The organism is Pseudovibrio sp. Ad46 (assembly GCF_001623065.1).
Lineage (GTDB): Bacteria > Pseudomonadota > Alphaproteobacteria > Rhizobiales > Stappiaceae > Pseudovibrio.
Genome location: NZ_LMCG01000082.1, coordinates 55,359 through 72,168, shown reverse-complemented (window position 1 = coordinate 72,168; position 16,810 = coordinate 55,359). Strand labels below are relative to the sequence as shown.

Annotated in this window: 14 protein-coding genes; 9 read left to right on the top strand and 5 right to left on the bottom strand. The window is 51.1% G+C overall.

Translation table 11 applies throughout. The annotated features are described in order from the left end of the window. Positions 1 to 4,683, bottom strand: a complete 4,683-nt coding sequence (gene gltB, locus PsAD46_RS26120; RefSeq protein WP_084404546.1) for a glutamate synthase large subunit — start codon at positions 4,681 to 4,683, stop codon at positions 1 to 3. 723 nt (positions 4,684 to 5,406) lie between these two features. Here gltB and PsAD46_RS26115 point away from each other — a divergent pair. The 6 genes from PsAD46_RS26115 to PsAD46_RS26090 all read left to right on the top strand — a co-directional run bounded on the left by PsAD46_RS26115 (position 5,407) and on the right by PsAD46_RS26090 (position 10,288). After that, a complete protein-coding gene (locus tag PsAD46_RS26115; RefSeq protein WP_057461822.1) occupies positions 5,407 to 5,700 on the top strand; it encodes a DUF2282 domain-containing protein in 294 nt (97 codons plus the stop codon). A 97-nt stretch (positions 5,701 to 5,797) separates the two neighbouring features. Further along, positions 5,798 to 6,700 carry a DUF692 domain-containing protein gene (locus tag PsAD46_RS26110; protein WP_063290279.1) on the top strand — a complete coding sequence of 301 codons (903 nt, stop codon included), beginning with the start codon at positions 5,798 to 5,800 and terminating at the stop codon, positions 6,698 to 6,700. After that, the gene (locus PsAD46_RS26105) at positions 6,684 to 7,520 is read left to right on the top strand and encodes a DNA-binding domain-containing protein (RefSeq protein ID WP_063308210.1); all 837 of its coding nucleotides are present in this window, start codon (positions 6,684 to 6,686) and stop codon (positions 7,518 to 7,520) included. Before PsAD46_RS26110 ends, PsAD46_RS26105 begins: the two co-directional genes overlap by 17 nt. A gap of 71 nt (positions 7,521 to 7,591) precedes the next feature. Next, complete coding sequence (locus tag PsAD46_RS26100; RefSeq protein WP_057461819.1) at positions 7,592 to 8,182, top strand: DoxX family protein; 591 nt, start codon at positions 7,592 to 7,594, stop codon at positions 8,180 to 8,182. Between the two features lie 133 nt (positions 8,183 to 8,315). After that, positions 8,316 to 9,173, top strand: a complete 858-nt coding sequence (locus PsAD46_RS26095; protein ID WP_063308236.1) for an endonuclease/exonuclease/phosphatase family protein — start codon at positions 8,316 to 8,318, stop codon at positions 9,171 to 9,173. A 77-nt stretch (positions 9,174 to 9,250) separates the two neighbouring features. Next, complete coding sequence (locus PsAD46_RS26090) at positions 9,251 to 10,288, top strand: low specificity L-threonine aldolase (RefSeq protein ID WP_063308209.1); 1,038 nt, start codon at positions 9,251 to 9,253, stop codon at positions 10,286 to 10,288. 576 nt (positions 10,289 to 10,864) lie between these two features. Here the strand turns inward: PsAD46_RS26090 and PsAD46_RS26085 are convergent. Further along, entirely contained in the window at positions 10,865 to 11,329 is a 465-nt protein-coding gene (locus tag PsAD46_RS26085) for an Hsp20 family protein (protein WP_057461817.1), read from the bottom strand. Between the two features lie 343 nt (positions 11,330 to 11,672). On the opposite strand from PsAD46_RS26085, the gene PsAD46_RS26080 reads away from it, so the two are divergent. Continuing rightward, the gene (locus tag PsAD46_RS26080) at positions 11,673 to 12,041 is read left to right on the top strand and encodes a hypothetical protein (protein WP_063308208.1); all 369 of its coding nucleotides are present in this window, start codon (positions 11,673 to 11,675) and stop codon (positions 12,039 to 12,041) included. 81 nt (positions 12,042 to 12,122) lie between these two features. On the opposite strand, the gene PsAD46_RS26075 is transcribed toward PsAD46_RS26080, so the two are convergent. Continuing rightward, entirely contained in the window at positions 12,123 to 12,761 is a 639-nt protein-coding gene (locus PsAD46_RS26075; protein ID WP_063302803.1) for a pyridoxamine 5'-phosphate oxidase family protein, read from the bottom strand. Between the two features lie 116 nt (positions 12,762 to 12,877). Here PsAD46_RS26075 and PsAD46_RS26070 point away from each other — a divergent pair, with 116 nt between their 5' ends. Continuing rightward, positions 12,878 to 13,819, top strand: coding sequence for an alpha/beta hydrolase (locus PsAD46_RS26070; protein ID WP_063302802.1), 942 nt, complete (start codon positions 12,878 to 12,880; stop codon positions 13,817 to 13,819). Here the strand turns inward: PsAD46_RS26070 and hisN are convergent. Then, a complete protein-coding gene (gene hisN, locus PsAD46_RS26065; protein ID WP_063291064.1) occupies positions 13,816 to 14,607 on the bottom strand; it encodes a histidinol-phosphatase in 792 nt (263 codons plus the stop codon). The genes PsAD46_RS26070 and hisN overlap by 4 nt on opposite strands. Positions 14,608 to 15,047: 440 nt before the next feature. On the opposite strand from hisN, the gene catB reads away from it, so the two are divergent. Beyond that, complete coding sequence (gene catB / locus PsAD46_RS26060; RefSeq protein ID WP_063291063.1) at positions 15,048 to 15,671, top strand: type B chloramphenicol O-acetyltransferase; 624 nt, start codon at positions 15,048 to 15,050, stop codon at positions 15,669 to 15,671. Between the two features lie 23 nt (positions 15,672 to 15,694). Here catB and PsAD46_RS26055 read toward each other — a convergent pair whose 3' ends face one another. After that, complete coding sequence (locus PsAD46_RS26055) at positions 15,695 to 16,510, bottom strand: N-formylglutamate amidohydrolase (protein ID WP_082596602.1); 816 nt, start codon at positions 16,508 to 16,510, stop codon at positions 15,695 to 15,697. Positions 16,511 to 16,810: the final 300 nt, after the last annotated feature.

Below are 16,810 nucleotides of genomic sequence, written 5' to 3'. Positions count from 1 at the left end.
TTATTCCGCAGCCGCGAGGCCCAGACGCGCAGCTTTCATTTCCTGAAGCGCGCGACGGTATTCAACCGGCATAACTTTCACAAACTTCGGACGCCAGTTCTCCCAGTCATTCAGAATATTCTGAGCTTTGGTGGAACCAGTATACTTCACGTGGTTTTCAAGAATGAGACGCAGACGCTCGTCGTCGTGGCGTGTCATGTCAGCTGACAGATCCACACGTCCTTTGTACTCGATGTCGCCGCCATGGTGATGCAGCTTTTCGAGCAGGTCGTCTTCTTCTTGCACGGGCTGAATGTCTACCATTGCAAGGTTGCAACGGGAGCCAAAAGTACCATCTTCGTCCAATACGTAAGCAACACCACCGGACATGCCTGCTGCGAAGTTACGGCCAGTCTGACCGATTACAACAACAACACCGCCAGTCATGTATTCACATCCGTGGTCGCCAACACCCTCAACAACCGCAGTTGCTCCGGAGTTACGAACTGCGAAACGCTCGCCGCCAACACCACGGAAGTACACTTCACCGCTGGTTGCTCCGTAAAGAACGGTATTCCCAACAATGATAGAGTTTTCCGGCACGATGCGGGTGTTCTCTGGTGGGCGTACGATAATGCGACCACCTGAGAGGCCTTTGCCTACATAGTCGTTTGCATCGCCTTCAAGATCGATCGTCACGCCCTTGGCAACAAAGGCACCAAACGCCTGACCAGCCGTACCTGTCATAGAGATATGGATGGTATCGTCTTTGAGGCCTTTTGCACCGTAGCGTTTAGCAATTTGACCAGAAAGCATCGCGCCAACGGAACGATCAACAGACTTGATCTTTGCCGGGAACTCAACTTTTTCTTTGCTTTCGAGTGCTGGCATCGCGTTGCGAATGAGTTCACGATCCAGAACTTCGTTGATTGGATGCTCTTGAAGCTGTGACCAGCGGCTTTGTTCCTGGGTCGCATCTGGACGATAGAAAATCCTTGAGAAATCAAGGCCTTCAGACTTCCAGTGATTGATTGCAGTTTCTTTGTCGAGCATGTCGGAGCGACCGATGATTTCGTCCAGTTTCCTGACACCGAGTTCTGCCATCAATCCGCGAAGTTCTTCCGCTACATAGAAGAAGTAGTTGATGACGTGTTCCGGAGTGCCTTTAAAGCGTTTCCGCAGAACCGGATCCTGGGTCGCAATACCAACCGGGCAGGTGTTGAGGTGACACTTACGCATCATCAAGCAACCAGCTGCGATCAGCGGAGCAGTTGAGAAGCCATACTCATCTGCGCCCAGAAGAGCGCCAACAAGTACGTCACGGCCTGTGCGAAGACCACCATCAACCTGCAAAGCGATACGGGAACGCAGGCCATTGAGAACGAGTGTTTGCTGGGTTTCAGCAAGACCCATCTCCCATGGAGAACCGGCGTGTTTCAAAGAGGTGAGTGGGGATGCACCTGTGCCGCCGTCAAAGCCAGAGACCGTGATGTGGTCTGCGCGCGCTTTGGCAACACCTGCTGCAACTGTTCCAACACCAACTTCAGACACCAGCTTGACGGAGATATCTGCCTCTGGATTTACGTTCTTCAGATCGTAGATCAGCTGTGCCAGATCTTCGATTGAGTAGATGTCGTGGTGCGGAGGAGGTGAAATCAAGCCTACGCCCTGTGTGGAGTGACGCGTCTTTGCGATCACTGCATCCACTTTATGGCCTGGCAGCTGTCCGCCTTCACCCGGTTTTGCACCCTGAGCGACCTTAATCTGGATCATATCAGAGTTAACCAGATATTCGGTTGTTACGCCAAAGCGCCCTGATGCAACCTGCTTGATCGCAGAGCGCATTGGGTTTGGAGATCCGTCCGGCAGTGGGTTGAAGCGTTCGGCTTCTTCGCCACCTTCACCAGTATTGGATTTACCGCCAATCTTGTTCATGGCAATCGCAAGCGATGTATGAGCTTCGCGAGAGATTGAGCCGAAAGACATTGCACCCGTTGAGAAACGCTTGACGATGTCTTCTGCGGACTCAACTTCATCGATGTTGACTGGACGGCGTCCCAGCTCTTCTGCTGATTTGATGCGGAACATGCCACGGATTGTGTAACGGCCAGAGGCTTCGTTCACTTCCTTGGCGAATTCCAGATACTTTTCAGGCAGGTTGTTGCGTACTGCATGTTGAAGAGTGGCGATGCTGTCCGGGGTCCACATGTGGTTTTCGCCACGGGTCCGGTATGCATACTCACCGCCAACGTCCAGCGAGCGACGCAGAACAGGAATGTCCTCAAATGCATCGTGGTGACGAACAACAGTCTCTTCAGCAACTTCTTTCAGGCCGATGCCTTCGATGGTTGTTGCTGTACCGAAGAAGAATTTTTCTACAAATTCTGAATTCAGGCCAACCGCATCAAAGATCTGCGCACCACAGTAAGACTGATAGGTGGAGATGCCCATCTTAGACATGACTTTGAGCATACCTTTGTTGATGGCTTTGATGTAGCGAGAGACCACTTCATGCTCATCCACTTCCTCAGGGAAAGACCCTTCAGAGTGCATTGAACGGATTGTTTCGAATGCGAGGTACGGGTTGATTGCCTCTGCACCATAACCGGCCAGAACGCAGAAGTGATGAACTTCGCGTGCTTCACCCGTTTCAACCACAAGACCCACTGACGTACGAAGGCCTTTGCGGATCAGGTAGTTATGAACGGCAGCTGTCGCCAGCAGTGCAGGGATTGCGATGCGGGCACGTGAGATTACACGGTCAGACAGGATGATGATGTTGTAACCACCATGAACAGCCTTTTCAGCACGGGCACACAAGCGCTCCAGAGCACCTTCCATGCCCTCGGTCCCCTTCTCAGTAGAGTAGGTGATGTCGAGGGTCTTGGTTTGGAACTGATTGTCTTCAATGTCACCAATGGCGCGGATTTTTTCCAGATCAGCATTGGTGAGGATCGGCTGACGCACTTCCAGACGTTTGGAGGTAGAAAGACCTTTCAAATCAAACAGGTTTGGACGTGGTCCGATGAAGGACACGAGGCTCATCACCAACTCTTCGCGGATCGGGTCGATCGGCGGGTTGGTTACCTGCGCAAAGTTCTGCTTGAAGTAGGTGTACAGAAGCTTGGATTTGTCTGAGAGGACGGACACAGGTGTGTCAGTACCCATAGACCCCAGTGCTTCCTGACCAACGGTTGCCATTGGTTGCATAAGAAGCTTGATGTCTTCCTGCGTGTAACCAAAGGCTTGCTGACGGTCGAGAAGTGTTTCACCAGCAACCGGCGCGCGCTCGCGAACGGATGGCAGATCTTCAAGAACCATCTGGGTGCGGTGAAGCCAGTCTTTATAAGGGTTGGCAGTGGAGAGTTGGCGCTTGATTTCTTCGTCAGAAACAATGCGGCCTTCTTCCAGATCGATCAGAAGCATTTTGCCCGGCTGGAGACGCCATTTCTGGATGATCTTCTCTTCTGGAATGTCGAGAACCCCAACTTCAGAAGACATAACCACAAAGTCATCATTAGTGACGATGTAACGAGCAGGGCGCAGACCGTTACGGTCAAGTGTTGCGCCAATCTGGCGACCGTCTGTGAAGGCTACTGCTGCAGGTCCGTCCCATGGTTCCATGATAGAGGCATGGTACTGATAGAAAGAGCAACGGTTTTCGTCCATCAGCGGGTTACCGGCCCATGCTTCCGGGATCAACATCATAGCTGCATGCGCAAGGGAATAGCCGCCAGTGGTGAGGAATTCCAATGCGTTATCGAAACATGCTGTGTCAGACTGGCCTTCGTAAGAGATCGGCCATAGCTTGTTGATGTCGTCACCAAATGCAGGAGAGGATACAGATGCCTGACGGGCTGCCATCCAGTTTACGTTGCCGCGCAAGGTGTTGATTTCACCGTTGTGCGCAACCATGCGGTATGGGTGAGCCAGATCCCACGATGGGAAGGTGTTGGTTGAGAAGCGCTGGTGAACCAACGCCAACGCAGAGATGAAGCGCTCATCACGCAGATCGTCATAGTAAGCGCCAAGCTGGTACGCGAGGAACATGCCTTTGTAGACGATGGTGCGGCTGGAGAAGGAAACGACGTAGAAGCCTTTTTCTACGCCCTCAGATTTCTCGCGCACTACGTTGGAGATCACTTTGCGCAGGATAAAGAGGCGGCGCTCCAGAATATCGCCATCAGTATTGTTTGGTAGAGTTACAAACAACTGACGGGAAACAGGTTCTGTCGCTGCAATATCCGGTGCTTTCGACAAAGAAGAGTTGTCGACCGGAACATCACGCCAGCCTAATACTTCTAGACCTTCATCAGAAACACATTCCGCAACGATGCTTTCGCACTGCTCGCGGAGCTTTTTATCTTGTGGAAGGAAGAAGAACGCAACGCCGTATTCGCCAGCTTCTGGAAGATCGAATCCGATCTTCGAGCATTCTTCTTTGAAAAACTCGTGTGGGACCTGGGTCAGCATACCTGCACCGTCGCCCATCAATGGGTCAGCGCCAACTGCGCCGCGGTGTGTCAGGTTTTCAACGATCTGAAGGCCGCTTTGTACCACGTGGTGAGATTGTGCGCCTTTGAGGTTAGCTATAAAGCCGACGCCACAGGCATCGTGCTCTTTGGCTGGATTGTAAAGCCCCTCAGTGGCAGCAGTGCGGAGTTTTTCCGTAACGGTGCCTGTGGTGGTAGCTCGGGTTTTCATAGGTTCCCCCCCACTCATATGCATCGTGTTTCCTCCTTTTTCTGCCATTTTTGGCCTCACTTTCGCTCATCTCAATGTGACCGGTTAAGGTCACTTCCTCGTTCGGGTCGCGGGGAGGTCTTCCTCGCGGCTCGTTCGAAGCCCCGGCACGGCTTGCCCCGGATCTGTCGAATGAAGCACGGCCTCTTTATACATAGGGCCGCCCATTCGGAGTTTCCTCCGATCTATCTTACCCCTTTGGCGAGTGCATTGCGATATGTCCGCATGGCACACATTTGGGGGAGAATGTCGCGGCGTTGGGAACGCGCCTACATCCTTCTCTTTTGCGTTGTGTGGATCTCTTAGGTGGATCGCTTGGAAGCTGTCTTCCAGATTGTCATCAACGCATGCGGGATAATAAGGACAGCACTCCTGTCCTTTTCCGCGTCGCGAACATGCCAGATTTCAGAGGGTAGAGCAAGAGCGTTTCAGAAAGTCTTTATTTCTATTCTTTTAATTTTATTAGGCCGATTGTCGCATTGGCATCTAAAACTCAAGTTAGATGCAATAATATTTCAACTATTCACGAACCTGTGAGGACGATGATCTCATTTTATTGATTTAATCGCGTGAAAATAACATGTGTTTGATTTCCCATTGATCGAGTTTTTTGTCAGAACTGTCTTCAGAGGCGAACCAAACCTGTTGAACACATCGCCGAATTTCAATTTGAGGAGTTTTGAAATGTCCAAAAAAACGTTGTCCGCTGCTGTACTTGCAACCGCTGTTACTGCTGCTGTAGCTGGTGCAAACATTACTGTTGCTGAAGCTGCTTCTAAAGAAAAATGTTACGGCGTTTCCCTTGCTGGTGAAAACGACTGTAAAGCGGGCGCTGGCACCACTTGTGCAGGTACTTCCACTGTTGACTATCAGGGCAATGCTTGGACCCTCGTACCAACCGGTACATGTGAATCCATTGAAGTCCCAGGTGACCGTAAAGGTTCTTTGACTGAACTTTCCCGCGATCTGCCTCACTAATCGCTTTACTTTACAATATACTGCGTTGCACCGGGGCGGGTTTTTCCCCTCCGGTGTTTCTTTAAGAAGAAGTCATAATATAGAACGAGGTACTGATATGTGTGCGCAAAGAGTCAATGCAAAACTACCTGCACGAGGTGGCGTGGGCTTAAAAGCTGATCATTATCATCGTATTCTCAATGACAAGCCTGACATGGGCTTCTTCGAAATTCATGCGGAAAACTATATGGGTGCTGGTGGTCCTCCACACGGTTACCTTGAAGCGATCCGGCGTGATTATCCTATCTCTCTTCATGGTGTCGGGTTGTCTATTGGCGGAGCTGATCCGCTGAACAAAGAGCACCTTTCTCGCGTGAAAGATGTCGCTGATCGTTATGATCCGGGCCTTTTCAGTGAGCACCTGGCCTGGTCAACACACGACACCGAGTATTTCAATGATCTTCTGCCTCTGCCTTACACTGAGGTGACATTGCAGCAGGTCGTCGACCATATTGATGAAGTGCAGACCTTCCTTGGTCGTCAGATGTTGCTTGAAAACCCAAGTGCTTATGTGATCTTCAAGGAGAGCACCTATGAAGAAACTGAGTTTCTTCGCGAGATTGTAAAACGAACTGGCTGCGGATTGCTGCTGGACGTGAACAATGTCTTTGTTTCTGCGACGAACTCTGGTGGTTCTCCTGAAGATTATGTGGACCGATTCCCGGTTGAGCACGTACAGGAAATTCACCTTGGCGGGCATGCACCAGAAACAGATGAGCTGGGCTATCCTCTTCTAATCGATGCACATGATCGTAAAGTTGCTGATCCTGTGTGGGCGCTTTATGCGCGGACAATTGACCGGACAGGCCCTCAGCCAACTCTTATTGAGTGGGATGCGAATATTCCGACCTGGGAAATTCTCGCTTATGAAGCTGAACAGGCGGATGTGGTGATACAATCTCACATTGAGACGCAGGCTCAAGCCGCTGAGAAGCGGGGTGATCATGTCCCAAGCGCCTGATAGCACTAAGGAAAAGATTGCGTTGAAAGGTTTTGGCGTTCCTTTGCAGGATTTGCAGTCGAACATGCAAGGTTTTGACATGTTTTCGGATGGGCTGATGAATCCAGCTGTGCCTGTGCCCGATGGGGTTGTAGGGCGTGATGGTCATCCCTCTGAGAAGCGTTATGGCGTTTATCGCAATAACGTAATGGCGAGCTTGATTGATGCGATGGCTGCCAACTTTCCAGCAGTATATGATTTGGTTGGGCGTGATTATTTCCGGGCACTTGCTGCGGAGTTCGTTCGTAAGCATCCGCCAGAGCAGCCGGTACTGAGTGAGTTTGGGGGCAAGTTCTCTGAGTTCATTGGTGCGTTTCCTCCACTCGCGGACTATCCCTATCTGAAAGATGTTGCTGCGCTGGAATGGGCATGGCTGCGTGTTTACCACGGGCCAAATGCGACGCCTGTTGCGCCGGATGTGTTATCCAAGATTGATCCAGCAAAACTAGGGGATGCGGTGTTTACCCCTATCCCTGCACATAGACTGATTTACTCCCGTTTTCCGCTTAGCGAGATCTGGAAACAGAACCGCTCGGAAGATGTGGAAGGCATCACTCCAGAGGCTGATCAAGTGATTTTGATTTGCCGACCAGATATGGACGTGACACTGACCGGATTGGCTCAGGACGTAGCGGCATTCGCTGATTTACTGTTCTTTGGCAAGACATTGGGAGAAGCTGCAGAAGCGGTTTCATCCTCTTACAAATTCTTTGATCTGTCGCAGGCATTGGGCTGCCTGCTGAGCGCACGCGTGTTCGCGAGCGTGGACGTCAAAGCTTAATATTGATTGCGAGGGGCCGGGCGGTAAGGCCCCCGAGTGGTGGAAAGCACCAGAGGAGGAATCCGATGAGAATGCTTGTAAATTTATACCAGGGCGTATTTGGCTGGCTGGAGCGCGTAACTGAAGGCTGGTTTCTCGGCTTGTCTGCGCGCTTTCTTTTCGCAGGCGTCCTGTTTATGTACTTCTGGAATTCGGCGCTAACCAAGTTTGGTGATGGTGCGCTTGGATTCCTGTTTCCTTCAACCGGTGCATATGCGCAGATCTTGCCGCATATTACCGAGGCGGCTGGATACGATATCTCTCAGATCCCGTTTTTCCCATATGGCCTGATTGTGCTTTTGGGAACTTGGGGTGAAGTTATCATTCCGGTACTGATTGTTGTCGGCTTGTTTACTCGTGCCGCAAGCATTGGTTTCATTGGCTTCGTGATTGTTATGTCCATAGTGGATGTGGTTGGTCATGGCGTTGATATGCCAACAATTGGTGCACTGTTTGATCGTCATCCATCTGCTTTGATCTTTGATCAGCGCGCGCTATGGATCTTCCTGGCAACTGTGCTTGTGATCCGTGGTCCTGGCGTGTTCTCGTTGGACTGGGTGCTGGGCAAATGGTTTGGCATTCACCACGAAACTGGTGTTTCAGACACTAAGAGCCACGCATAAGGTTACACTGAGAGCCTGACAAACCTGCGGGTTTGCGTATAGATATTAGAGCGTATCACTGTTGAAGTGATACGCTCTTTTTCGTTTGCGTATATGACTGGAGCATGCGCACTCAGAACTATGGGAGATCGTGTTGCAGATCATGTGCTTGAATGGTTGGGGAGGGACGCTCTACTCTGACTTGCTGCCGTATTTATCTCAGGCTGTGCCTGATGTTCTTTGTCTGCAAGAGGTGGTTCATACACCGGAAAGCGATAAGGACTGGCTGACTTATAGGGATGGCGATCACGTCTTACCTCAGCGGGCAAATTTCTTCCGTGATGTGTGTGCGGCACTGCCTGAGCATGTTGCCGCCTTTTGTCCTGCTGCTCAGGGTGTGCTGTGGGATGAAGAGCAGACTATCTCATCTCAATGGGGTCTGGCCACGTTTGTGCATCGTTCCTATCCCATCGTTGGTCAGGTGCAGGGATTTGTGCACAAAGGTTATGCTGCGGAAAGTTATGGAGACCATCCACGCTCTCGCAGTGCGCATGGAATTCGTGTTTATGATTATACAACAGATCGTGCCGTGAGTATCACCCATATGCATGGCCTGCGTGACTTGAATGGTAAGAAGGACACGCTAGAACGCTTTGAACAAGCGAAGCGGTTGCTCAATATTTCGCAGGCGGTTTCTGAGCCCGGTGATCTAAGAGTGGTGTGTGGAGATTTTAATGTAGAGCCTGGCAGTGAGACCATTCGTTTGTTGGAAGACGATGGCTTTGTTGAGTTGGTCAATCATTATGAGATCGAAACCACGCGGAACTCCCATTACAAAAAGCCGGGAAAATTTGCCGATTACATGCTGATCGATCGGGTTGACGAGATTATGGACTTTCAAGTGCTTCAAAAGCCTGAGGTTTCTGATCATTGTCCGCTTGTTTTGACACTGAAAACGGATGCTCAGAAGGATCGACTGCACAAAGACTCTGTACAAGTGCTGTTGACCTAGAGAGCTTATGGCGGAGAGCACCGCCCTATAAGCCAAAAATGGCTTGAGTTCCCTCGGTTTGTTGTTATTCAAATCCTATGATTTTTGCGAGTGACAACTGGGCAGGTGCGACGAGTGCAGTTATGACTGCACTTGCGAACCATACAAGCGGCTTTGCCACCGCTTATGGGGTTGATCCATTGAGCCGCTCTATTGAGCAGCAATTCAATGATCTCTTTGAAAAAGAAGTTGCTGTGTTTTTGGTTTCTACAGGAACAGCAGCCAATTCCCTGGCGCTTGCGACCTATGCGAAGCCGGGTGGGGCAGTGTTTTGTCATGAAGATGCACACATCAATGTTGATGAGTGTCACGCTCCGGAGTTCTTTACAGCTGGTAACAAGCTGATTGGTATTGGTGGCGAACATGGCAAACTTACGCCTGATGCGCTGCGTTCAGCGATGGACAAGGTGCCGGATAACAATCCGATGCATGGCCGTCCTGCTGCGGTATCCATCTCTCAGGTGACAGAGTTTGGGACCATCTACCAGCTTGATGAAATTCAGGCACTGGCAGATGTGGCCCATTCCCGGAATGTGCCGTTGCATATGGATGGCGCCCGTTTTGCGAATGCGTTGGTGTCTTTGGATGTCTCTCCTGCGGAGATGACATGGAAAGCCGGCGTGGATGTTCTGTCCTTCGGTGGTACCAAGAACGGTTGTTGGTGTGCAGAAGCTGTTGTGTTCTTCAACCCTGAAGAGTCCGAGGGCTTTGAATATTTGCGCAAGCGGGCTGCTCAGGTCTTCTCAAAGGCGCGCTTTATTTCTGCGCAATTTGAAGGTTACCTGAAGGACGATGACTGGCTGGCTTCAGCACGTCACGCTAACGCGATGTGTATGCGTCTTGCCAATGGTATGCGCGATATTGAAGGCGTGCGATTGCCGATCGAACCACAGGCCAATGAACTGTTCCCTGTGTTCACCAAAGCACAGGCGGCACGTCTGGAAGCTGCCGGTGCGAAGTTTTATGATATTCCAGCGGATTTCGTCTCAGAAGATGAAGTGTTCCTTCGCTTGGTGACCTGCTTTGCGACCACACCAGAGATGGTAGACGAGTTTCTGACGCATCTGCGTGGGTAATTGCGTCAAACAGCCTGTATCGCGATTGCATCTTATGATTGCAGTGTCGAGCAATGCAGCATAGAATGCTGGTCTGCGGAGGGATATAAATCCGCAGACCAGCGGGGCACCTGCAAGGGGTTAGCAAGGGTGTTAGAGGCCAACCCTTGCGGTGTCAGTCCAGTGGGTTCAAGGCAAGGCCTTAAGTGAACTAACCTACCCTTCTTATTTTGCGTGTAACTTACCACTCGATAATTCTTAAGTGGCTGAGTGGTCGTAGGGAACGCAGAAATTCCAGAAAATAGAAACAGATGCAGAGAGAGTATCTTTGTGCTTGCTGAAGCGCGCATAAAAGAACGCCCCGCTGGGGCAAGCGGGGCGTTGATTGTGTCTGGCCCTTACTGGGGGGAGAGGCAGCCAGACAAATCCGCATAGGAGGATTGCGGAGGAGGAACCTGTTGATTTGAGTGAGATTGATTGGCAGGGGCGTGCCAATCAATCTTGGAGAGACATCAGAAAATCTAGAATGTTACAAGGGTGGCCACTCGCGAGGGTGGGAGTTTGGGAGGAAGGTCCTCGCGAGGGCTTGGGGCTGCTTTAGTGAGCTACTGTTTCGCCTTCAATTTGTTTGTGTTCTTTTTTGTCTCCAGCGGTGATGTTGATTTTGCGCGGTTTTTTTGCCTCAGGAATTTCTCTGATGAGGTCAATGTGGAGCAATCCGTGCTCCAGACTTGCACCAATCACTTTCACATACTCGGCGATCTGGAAGCGGCGTTCAAAAGCGCGGGAGGCGATACCCCGGTAGAGAACTTCTTTTTCGTCGCTTTCAGGCTTTTTCTCGCCGGAAACAGTCAAGACATGTTCTTTAGCTTCAATCGTCAGTTCATCTTCCTTAAAACCGGCGACTGCCATGGAGATGCGGTATGCGCTCTCTCCTGTGCGCTCAATGTTGTAAGGAGGATAGGCTGAGCCCTGTTGTTCCGTTCCTGAATCCAGCATGGAGAAAAGACGGTCGAAACCAACAGTGGAACGGTAGAGGGGGGTAAGATCGAAATGACGCATTTTATGTGTCCTCTTTTGTGTGACCAACTGGTCATCTGAGCAACGTTCACCATTCGCCGCAAAGCGCGCGGACGATGAAATTTTCTTTTGCTTACAGTGCCTTCCCATTCGTGGCGAAGGTTCTAAGCGGTGTCAGACCCACTCTGTGGCGCCTGTGATTTTGAGATGGGGACGGGGCGAATAAGTTTCAAGAGTTTTTTTCAAAATAGGTGTTTTTGCTGGAATGATGCCCGCATTTTCAGATTAACAGAACCTGAACAGGCGCTTCTGATCCCGTACATCCGCGCCTTGTTACGTTCTCCTTGTATTCAGGCAAACCCTATTGCCGACAAGGAGAGAACAGATGAATGCTTTGAAGAAAAAAGTAACCGGACTGGCCGCTGCAGCTGTTGTTGCTCTGGGAGTTTCTGGTGCGGCGGTTCCGGCAAATGCAGGCGCTCAATTCACCTACGATGGACCAAACGTAAGCGTTCAGGTCACGCAGGCTCACTATAAGAAGAACCGTCATTGGGGACATGGGCAACACCATGCATTGAACAAGAAGCAGGTGAAACGCCGTCTACGGGCCTGGGGTTACCGGAACTTCAAAAAAGTAAAACGTAAGGGCGACGTGTATATTGTAAAAGCCAGCTGGCAGGGGCAACACCGGGCACGGTTGGTTGTAGATGCCTATAGTGGTTGGATCATCAAGTACCGTTATTTGGGGTACTAAGGGGCATTCCCGAGATCTTAATCTGTTTGTCCGTCTGACCTGCCTCTTTGCGATCAAGGCAGGTCTTTCGGTGTTTGGGCTCTAGTATGCTGTCTCTTTAATGCGCCCCGGATAAGCCTTGTCATAGGCGTCGCCGTCAAACTCCACTTTTGACAGTGCTTGCGCCATTTGTCCGGCAGTTGGAACCGTTTTGCGGTCTACCTTCGCATCTTCCGTCCATAGGCCTGAGCGGTAGATGGCTTTCTGACACTGGTAGTAGATGGTTTCGACTGTGACAACCATGATAGATTTCGGCAGTTTACCTTCTATCTTATGAGCTTCCAGCCGGAATGGGTCTGCAGAGATTTTGGCTTTTCCGTTGATGCGGATGGTTTCACCGACACCAGGGATCATAAACAGCAAAGAGACGCGTGGATCCTGAACGATGTTACGTAAACTATCGATGCGGTTGTTGCCGCGACGGTCCGGAAACTCGATGGTTTTTTCATCAATGACCTTTACAAAGCCTGCAGGGTCCCCACGTGGAGAGCAGTCGGTGCCTTCTTCAGAAACAGTTGTGAGTGCGAAGAAAGGAGAGGTTTCGATAAAGGTTTTGTAGTGCTGAGAAATATAGCCGACTTCTTTATCGATAGAGATTTGTTTCGGGCTTCCATAGAGCTCTTCGAGCTGAGCTAGGCTGGTAATCTCGTGGGAAACAGATGTTAGGTCTGTGTCTTGCATGTAAATATCCTTGTTACCGCGTACTGAGATGGAAAAACTTCCAGAAATTGCGGTTGCGGCCTGTTGCTTGGAAAGGCTATCAAATTGAGAGTGAGAGAACTAGAGGTTACGCGCTGATGGTACTGGTCAACACGGATTTCAATCGGGTTCCAGAGGGAACGGAGTCTGGTTTTATCCAGACAGAAGACAACGTGAAAATCCGTTGGGCACGCTGGGCTCCGACCGCGTCTCCGCTCAAGGGGACTGTGACTGTTGTCCAAGGCCGTACCGAGTTTATTGAGAAATACTTTGAGGTTGTTGAGGAACTGCGGGCGCGTGGGTTCTATGTGGTGGCTTTTGATCTGCGCGGGCAGGGTGGTTCTGAGCGTTTGTTGAAGAACGAGCGACGTGGCCACGTTGAGAGCTTTGATGAGTTTGCTCTGGATTTGCACGCTGTTTTGGACAATGTCTCGCTTTCTGATTGCCCTGGGCCGCACTTCCTTCTGGCGCACTCAACCGGTGGCGCTGTGGTTATGCATGCTAACCGGCGGCTGAAGACCAAGATTGACCGCGCGGTGCTAACAGCTCCCCTCGTCGGCCTTGCGATGAAGGGGCGTATGGTCAAGATGGCAGGTGCGCTTGCCAAGACGCTTGTCTGGGTTGGCATGGGGAACGCTTTTGTTCCCGGCGGCAATGACAAGATCCTTGTCGACTATGACGGTAATACGCTCACGTCTGATCCTGATCGCTTTAAGCGGATGAATGCTATTCTTGAAGAGGCGCCTCAGTTGGGGCTGGGTTCTCCGACGGTGAGCTGGTTCCGTGCTATGGGATTGGCGACAGAGCGCTTTAGAGAGCCTGAATTTCAGATTGAATTCGGCGTGCCATCTTTAGTCATCGGCGCGGGAAAGGATCAGATCGTCTCGACTGACGATGCAGAAGAAGTCTGTCGCTCTTGCCCAGGTATGAGTTTTCTGGAGATTCGAGGATCTCGCCATGAGATTCTAATGGAGCGAGATCCTTATCGTGAGCAGTTCTGGGCTGCATTTGATGCATTTATTCCGGGAAGTGCGGATTAAACAGCTACTTGCGCCAGTTTGGTGAGCAGCTCATCGTGGAGGCGCTTGTCGCCTGTGGCAAGCACTTGCCCGCCGTCTGCTGCATTGCCTCCGGTCCAGTTGGTGACAAAACCACCAGCGCCTTCGATGATTGGGATCAGGGCAAGAATGTCGTAGGTGTTCATGCCGGTCTCAATGACTGCATCAAAGCCTGCTGCTGCCACCATGGCGTAGCCGTAACAATCTGTGCTGTAGCGGGTGAGGCGAGCTTCTGCGCAGATCGTGTCCCATACCGGGCGCTCGACTTCATTGAACAAGGCTGGCTCGGTCGTGGTGATGATTGCCTCTGACAAGGATGCGCAGCTGCGGGTTTTCAGAACACGCTTGCCGAGCGGACCAGTCATAAAAGCTTCGTTGCAATCGCCCCAAAAGCGCTCGCTGTTATACGGCTGGCTCATGATGCCTTGAGACGCTTTACCGTTGGTTCTGAGGCCAATCAGTGTGCCCCACAACGGGGTGCCGCAGATGAAAGAGCGTGTGCCGTCGACTGGATCAAGAACCCAGACATTATCGGCATCTTCGCGGACTTTGCCATATTCTTCGCCGATGATACCGTGATCCGGGCGCTCTGCTTCCAGAACCGTGCGGATTGCTTCTTCTGCTGAACGATCCGCGATAGTGACTGGATCAAAGCCTGCTTCCAGTTTGTTGTCTACTTCGTAGCCGCTGCGGAAGTGCTGCATGGTTTTAGCATCTGCCGCGTCAGCAAGTTTGTGAAGAAAGGCGTAATCAGAACTGGAAGAGGTCATATCAATTTATCCGGTAGGAGCAGTCAATTGCATGCGCACCATAGTCAGGATTTGGAAAAGTGCAAATGCCTATGGCTCTGAGGCCGGTTTTAGTTTGAGAATGCTCTTGTTGAAGCCACGCATTGGTGTCTACGACTTACTGCTAAACTATCGCGTGAAACTCATACCAACGGCTATGATCCCTGAAAAATCAGGGTGTTGTCTCAAGGATACAAACTGGCCAATTCGTATAGGAACAGCTTGATTACTGCGCTGAATGCTTGACGTGTTTGCGATGCGATGCGAGTCTTGTTGCAGCGCGACATTCAGTGTCTGCGCCGCCCTTCGCGAAGGGCGTTTCCTCCCTAGACTAAGGGCCGCCTCCAGTTGAGAGCGGCCTTTTTTTTGTCTGGTTGTTAATGTTCTCCGTCGTAGGGAGGTGCAGGCAAGGGGAGAACAAGGTGCCGAATTTTTTTGAGAGTCCGTTTAAGGGGATCCCGCTTCAGGAGCAGGTGATTAATCCCAATATTATTGTTGGAAAGCATTCCTACTATTCTGGATATTATCACGGCCACAGCTTTGATGAGTGTGCTCGATACCTACGCTCAGATGAAGAGACGCAAGACAAGCTGATTATCGGTGCGTATTGCTCTATCGGTTCAGGGGCAGCGTTTATGATGGCCGGTAACCAGGGGCATCGTCCTGAATGGGCCACAACGTTTCCATTTCACTATTTTGATGAGCCTGCTTTTGAAGGAGCTCAGGACGGTTTCAAGCCTGCAGGTTCAACATGTGTTGGCAATGATGTCTGGATCGGTTCTGAAGCGATGATCATGCCGGGTGTGCAGATCGGTAACGGCGCATTGATTGGCAGCCGTGCTGTCGTGACTAAGAATGTACCAGCATATGCCGTTGTGGCCGGTAATCCTGCAACAGTTGTGCGCTCCCGCTTTTCTGAAGAGCAGGTTCAGATGCTATTGGAGATGAAATGGTGGGATTGGACAGATGAAGTCCTGAAAGGGGCCATGCCTCTTATGTGTTCCTCAGATATTGAGAGGCTTTACGACTACTGGCTTGGTTTTTAGGCAGTATGGACTGGGGCTGCAGGTTATTCTGCAGCCAGAGTTTCTCTGGTAAAGCTTTCCGTTACCATCTCGACCAAGGCAGTAATGAACTCCATCAGGTCTTTGCGCAGGTCATGGAAACCTGAGTGTGGCTGGTGGGTGTGCTCATCCATGTAGAGTGCTCGGTTGATCTCAACCTGCAGCGCGTGCACGCCGCGTTCTGGCTTGCCGTAGTTTTCTGTGATGTAGCCGCCAGCATACGGGCGATTGAGAGCTACGTTATAGCCCATGTTTTGCAACAGTCCGACTGCACAGGATGAAAGCCAGGCAGAACAGCTGGTCCCGAACCTATCCCCAATGACGAAGTCGGCTTTGGGGTCGTGGTTTTTGTTTGAGTTGGCGGATGGCATTGAATGGCAGTCTACCAGGACTGCGAGACCAAACTTGTCCTGTACGTTGCTTAAAAGGCCACGCAGGGTGTTGTGGTAGGGCTTGTAGACTTGCTCAATGCGATCCAGCGCTTCTTCTGCCGGAATACGCGTGTGGTAGATTTCTCTGCGCTCACCCACAATGCGGGCGATGGTTCCAAGACCTCCTGCAACACGCAGAGAGCGCGAGTTGATGTGCTTGGGGAGCTTGCCTTCAAACATCTTTGGATCGAGCTCATAGGCCTCTCTGTTCACATCAAGGTAAGCACGCGGGAAGTTGGCTTTTAGAACCGGTGCACCTAGCTGCTCGACATCCTTGATGAGAAGATCGACAAATGCATCCTCGCTTTGTCTGATCTGGGTGGTGTCCAATCGAGAGGCTTGAAGGAACGACGAAAGGTACGCGCGCCCGGAGTGGGGGCTGTTAAAAATAAAAGGGACAGAATGTTCATCTGGGGAGAGTACCTCAAATGCGGGTACCTGATCTCCGGTGTCAAGCGCACTGCTGTAGTTCGCTATCGCCTTAATCTGATGATCTTCCAAAACTGTCACAGAGCCTACATTCCTTAATCACCGCAATCCCGCTCACTATAGAACGAGATCTGCGTATGGGCTAGACATTTGAAAGTTTGCTTATGAAATAGGCAAGAGATGCGCGAGTTTTTGCGTAGTTTGAGGGGGCGGTGTGGCGCTGGACCCTCAGTTGACGCAGAAGTCTCTTTAGAAGTGAAC

Coding starts and splice junctions, on each gene's coding strand:
- gltB (WP_084404546.1), bottom strand. CDS start 4,683: ATGAAAACCCGAGCTACCACCACAGGCACCGTTACGGAAAAACTCCGC.
- PsAD46_RS26080 (WP_063308208.1), top strand. CDS start 11,673: ATGAATGCTTTGAAGAAAAAAGTAACCGGACTGGCCGCTGCAGCTGTT.
- PsAD46_RS26085 (WP_057461817.1), bottom strand. CDS start 11,329: ATGCGTCATTTCGATCTTACCCCCCTCTACCGTTCCACTGTTGGTTTC.
- PsAD46_RS26070 (WP_063302802.1), top strand. CDS start 12,878: ATGGTACTGGTCAACACGGATTTCAATCGGGTTCCAGAGGGAACGGAG.
- PsAD46_RS26075 (WP_063302803.1), bottom strand. CDS start 12,761: ATGCAAGACACAGACCTAACATCTGTTTCCCACGAGATTACCAGCCTA.
- hisN (WP_063291064.1), bottom strand. CDS start 14,607: ATGACCTCTTCCAGTTCTGATTACGCCTTTCTTCACAAACTTGCTGAC.
- PsAD46_RS26100 (WP_057461819.1), top strand. CDS start 7,592: ATGCTTGTAAATTTATACCAGGGCGTATTTGGCTGGCTGGAGCGCGTA.
- PsAD46_RS26105 (WP_063308210.1), top strand. CDS start 6,684: ATGTCCCAAGCGCCTGATAGCACTAAGGAAAAGATTGCGTTGAAAGGT.
- PsAD46_RS26110 (WP_063290279.1), top strand. CDS start 5,798: ATGTGTGCGCAAAGAGTCAATGCAAAACTACCTGCACGAGGTGGCGTG.
- PsAD46_RS26115 (WP_057461822.1), top strand. CDS start 5,407: ATGTCCAAAAAAACGTTGTCCGCTGCTGTACTTGCAACCGCTGTTACT.
- PsAD46_RS26090 (WP_063308209.1), top strand. CDS start 9,251: ATGATTTTTGCGAGTGACAACTGGGCAGGTGCGACGAGTGCAGTTATG.